The following is a 3,942-nucleotide window of genomic DNA, read 5'->3' on the forward strand; positions in this document are numbered from 1 at the left end:
ACCGGCGTTCTCATCGTTTTAGCAATCTTTGAGAGATCCAGCTCCCTGTATTCGGGCCATTCTGTGAGCAGGACCAGAGCATCCGCGCCATCTGCCATCCTGTACGGATCCTCGAAGAACTCGACCTCCTGAAGGGCATTCCTGGCGTTCTCCATTGCCGCAGGATCGTGAGCCCGCACGTGTGCCCCGCGCTCGATCAGGAGCTTAATTATCTCAAGAGCTGGCGCCTCCCTGATGTCATCGGTGCATGGCTTGAACGATATCCCGAGAACGCCTATCACCCTGCCCCTGACGCCTAAAAGCGCATTCTGCAGCTTTTCCACCAGCCTTCTCCGCTGCCGGAAATTCACCTCTCTGGCAGCCAGGACTATCGGCATCTCACAACCAAGCTCCTGTCCGAGAGCTACCAGGGCTGCGGTATCCTTTGGAAAGCAGCTTCCTCCCCAGCCTGCACCAGCCTGCAGAAACCGCGTGCCGATCCTGGGATCAAGCCCCATCCCGCGCGCCACCTCCTGCACGTCAGCCCCGACCCGCTCGCACAGAGCCGCGATCTCGTTGATGAATGAGATCTTGACAGCTAAAAATGCGTTGGATGCGTACTTGATCATCTCTGCGCTCACAGTGTCTGTGGCGATAAGGGGCGGCTGGGAATACCCGGAAGGGCGCGGCAGCCCAACCGGAGGCTCGAAGCTCTGCTCCAGGATCGGTCTGTATAACCGGCGCATAACATCCACGCCCTCCGGAGACTCTGCGCCCACCACAATCCGATCCGGGTAGAGAAAATCGCGCAGCGCTTGACCCTCGCTCAGGAACTCGGGGTTTGAGACCACATTGACATTCGAGCGCTTGTCTCTCCTCCGTAGCTGATCTCCGATGATATGAGCCACACGCCTGTTCGTCCCGACAGGGACCGTGGACTTCATGACCACCGTGTAGCTCCTGCCATCCTCCATCGCCTCTGCGACCTCGCGCGCCGCATCCTCGACGTATCGCGTGTCAGAGCTGCCGTCCTCCCGCGAGGGCGTCCCGACCGCGATCATTATCACCTCTGCATCTGGGATGGCCTCGTGAGGATCAGAGGTGAATCTCAGCATGCCCATCATCTCCGCCAGCCCGGGCTCCAGGATGGGGCAGATCCCATTCCCCAGCAGTGAGAGCTTGCTGCGATCCTTCTCCACACATATCACGCGATTGCCGAGATAGGCGAGCGCAGCTCCCGTCGTGAGCCCGACATAGCCTGCTCCAACGATTGCAAGATTCATACTCACTCTGATCTCCTCAATCTTTTCTCCGGCAATGCCTTCCTGAGATAGTCCGCGCCCGGGTTCCTGTCGTATCTCCAGAGTGGTTATTCCAGCTCATGGCTTGACCTCCTCCGGCAATCGCAGGATAAACAATTGCCTGACCTCTTTCCGTTTAGCCTCCTCCATAAATGACCTTACCTCGGTGAAGGACTTGAGACCCCAATGAGGCTGGCACCCGCTCCAGCTCCTCCAGCTCCTTTCGGGTCAATACCAATATCTCAACAGGAGCTGTAAGCCCCCAGAGACAGCCGTAAGCCTCTTGTGCTCGGCGATAACGGGGTTGGTCTGATTCTGGAACTACAACCATCAGGTCGATATCGCTTGTCTCAGTGGGGCTTCCATAGGCATGTGAACCAAAGAGGATGATCTTCTCCGGATGAAGACCTTCTACCAGCCTTCTCACAATCTCTTTCAGCAGGTCAGGAGATAGCTCTCTCATAAATCCTCCACATGCCCAAGCACATCCCGCCACCCGTTCCAGTTCAGCACTGTGATTGCCACCCTCGGCCAGCTCCCCTCGCCCGCCTCCCCACACCACGAAGCCCATGCTCCCTCACAAGAAAATCCATGTGAATCACATCAAAGGCAGGTTCCAGCCCCGGTCCGTTCACTCATGAAGAACCTCCTCCAGCGTTCCCATAGCCTCACACTCCTCCAGGAAAGCCTCTACTGCTTCTTTAAGGGAGACCTTTGCCTCATCCAGGCTTTCTCCGAAGCTCGAGACGTCAAGCTCGGGGACGAGCCCTACATAAAGATCGCCCTCCTTGAAGAACTCTGCCCTGAATACAACCCTTCGCGCCATGCTATCGAACATCTCCCGAATTCTCAGCCCATGGATAACATTATCCTTATCCCCTAGCTTTCAGCTCTCCTTAATCAGGCTTTCTCCCCGCGCGCATCACGATCTCCTCGTCTTACTCAACCACAATGCAGAACCGGTATTTGGTCATGTCTTTCACACTGTTGCTCAAACGCTCTCCTGAGATCTCCGCTTGGGACCCGTACACCCCTCTCGCAGTACTCCAGATGCTCGCCGGCTATCACGCCCTCCACCCAGTCAAATTTCGCAAGGCACCGCTTCACGCGCATCCATTCACACAACAGCAGCCACTTCCACCTTTACCCTTCCAATGAAGAACGTCTCTTCTATGGGTATCTCCTTCCTGTCCTCTTTCAGGGCCAGTATGTGCGCTTCGATCGCCTCTTTTATATTTTCCATGGCCTCCTCAATCGTCTCACCCTGAGAATAGCAGCCAGGCAGGGCCGGAACTTCTGCCCAAAAACCACCTTCTTCCGATTGATAAATCAGTACAGTATATTCCATTCTCTCACCCCTATTTTAATAATCTCAGGAACTCCTCCTCAGTCAAGCCTGCCTTTTTTAGATGCGATCCTATTTATAAATCCCATCTACTTCAACCGCTTTTGTGCTATCAAGCCTATCTTCAACAGCTCACCAGCACCCTTTTTATGTTTTCTGAACTTTTACGAGCGGATCGCTGCTCAACCGTACACCCTCCGGCAGTACTCCAGGTACTCGCCGGTTATCACGCCCTCCACCCATCTCCTGTTGCTCAGATACCAATCCACTGTGCGGGCGAGCCCATCCTCGAACCGCGTTTTCGGCCCGTACCCAGCAGCCTCTCCGCCTTCCCCACATCCGCACACGTCTGCGGGACGTCCCCGGGCTGCTCCTGCATATGCCTTATCTGCGCTCGGACGCCTAGAGCCTTCTCAAGGGCGTGGACCAGCTCCAGCAGCTCCATGTGTGATTTTTCCCAGATTTATGACAATGTGAGATGACAATGTGAGAGCGATCAGCGCATCATTACGTTTCTCAGGTACCAGTCGTTCGCCCTCATCAGGTCTTTTGGAGTGCCAACATCGATGTGGATCCCGTCGATTTTCCTGTATATGACCCTCTTGCCGTTATCGATCATCACTTTCACAGCATCCGTTAGCTGGATCTCGCCCCTGTACCCTGGCTCTGTCTCCCTTATCGCATCGAAGATATCGGGAGTGAAGACGTATATCCCGATGGATCCGAGATTGCTGAACGCACTCGCCGGCGCTGGCTTCTCCACGATGTCCGTGATTCTATCGCCATCTGGCTTTATGATTCCGTGCCTGGTCACATCCTCGACTTCTGCGACGCCCAGGGTTGCGTCCGCGTTTCTATCCATGTGGTACGTTATCAGCTCACTCAGAAACGATTTGGGATGGAAGAAGTTGTCCCCGAGTACGACCGCGAAGCTGTCGTCGATGACGTGCTCCGCAGAGAGCACAGCATCCCCCAGCCCCCTCCGCTCGTCCTGCATCACGTAGACAAGACGCACGCCGAAGCGTCTGCCGGATCCCAGGTAATCGCAGAGGCCGTGCTTGTGCGGGCTGCAGACGATCGCTATATCCTCGATGCCAGAAAGCCTCATCGCCTCGACAACGTGCTCTATGACAGCCTTTTCTCCCACCGGCAGAAGCTCCTTCGGTATCGCGTTAGTGAACGGTCCAAGGCGCGTGCCCGAGCCGGCCGCGGGTATGACCCCCATATTTAACATCAATCCTCTCTCCATCTACAGGGTATGCTGACGCCCGGCTGGCCCTCAGCGCCGAATATCAGGATGCGCATGTCGTGCCCCGC

6 protein-coding genes are annotated in these 3,942 nt (G+C 55.9%); all 6 read right to left on the minus strand.

Features of this window, described 5'->3' with window-relative positions:
- A partial coding sequence (locus tag NQU42_RS08235; RefSeq protein WP_296610581.1) for a UDP-glucose/GDP-mannose dehydrogenase family protein occupies window positions 1-1,262 on the minus strand: 1,262 nt, incomplete at its 3' end.
- A 154-nt stretch (window positions 1,263-1,416) separates the two neighbouring features.
- Complete coding sequence (locus NQU42_RS08240) at window positions 1,417-1,743, minus strand: nucleotidyltransferase domain-containing protein (protein ID WP_296610583.1); 327 nt, start codon at window positions 1,741-1,743, stop codon at window positions 1,417-1,419.
- 168 nt (window positions 1,744-1,911) lie between these two features.
- Window positions 1,912-2,106: a hypothetical protein gene (locus tag NQU42_RS08245; protein ID WP_296610584.1), complete on the minus strand. Its 195-nt coding sequence runs from the start codon at window positions 2,104-2,106 to the stop codon at window positions 1,912-1,914.
- Window positions 2,107-2,397: 291 nt separating this feature from the next.
- Window positions 2,398-2,628 (minus strand): type II toxin-antitoxin system HicB family antitoxin, encoded by a 231-nt coding sequence (locus tag NQU42_RS08250; protein WP_296610585.1) that lies wholly within the window; start codon window positions 2,626-2,628, stop codon window positions 2,398-2,400.
- A gap of 179 nt (window positions 2,629-2,807) precedes the next feature.
- Window positions 2,808-2,972, minus strand: a complete 165-nt coding sequence (locus NQU42_RS08255) for a hypothetical protein (protein WP_296610587.1) — start codon at window positions 2,970-2,972, stop codon at window positions 2,808-2,810.
- 149 nt (window positions 2,973-3,121) lie between these two features.
- A complete protein-coding gene (locus NQU42_RS08260) occupies window positions 3,122-3,859 on the minus strand; it encodes a sugar phosphate nucleotidyltransferase (protein WP_296610589.1) in 738 nt (245 codons plus the stop codon).
- Window positions 3,860-3,942 lie beyond the last annotated feature (83 nt).

Origin of the sequence: Methanothrix sp. (genome assembly GCF_024518575.1) — an archaeon.
Lineage (GTDB): Archaea > Halobacteriota > Methanosarcinia > Methanotrichales > Methanotrichaceae > Methanothrix_B.

What these genes read in the sequence shown, in the direction of transcription:
- NQU42_RS08240 (WP_296610583.1), bottom strand. Translation starts at nt 1,743, where the DNA reads ATGAGAGAGCTATCTCCTGACCTGCTGAAAGAGATTGTGAGAAGGCTG.
- NQU42_RS08245 (WP_296610584.1), bottom strand. Translation starts at nt 2,106, where the DNA reads ATGGCGCGAAGGGTTGTATTCAGGGCAGAGTTCTTCAAGGAGGGCGAT.
- NQU42_RS08250 (WP_296610585.1), bottom strand. Translation starts at nt 2,628, where the DNA reads ATGGAATATACTGTACTGATTTATCAATCGGAAGAAGGTGGTTTTTGG.
- NQU42_RS08260 (WP_296610589.1), bottom strand. Translation starts at nt 3,859, where the DNA reads ATGTTAAATATGGGGGTCATACCCGCGGCCGGCTCGGGCACGCGCCTT.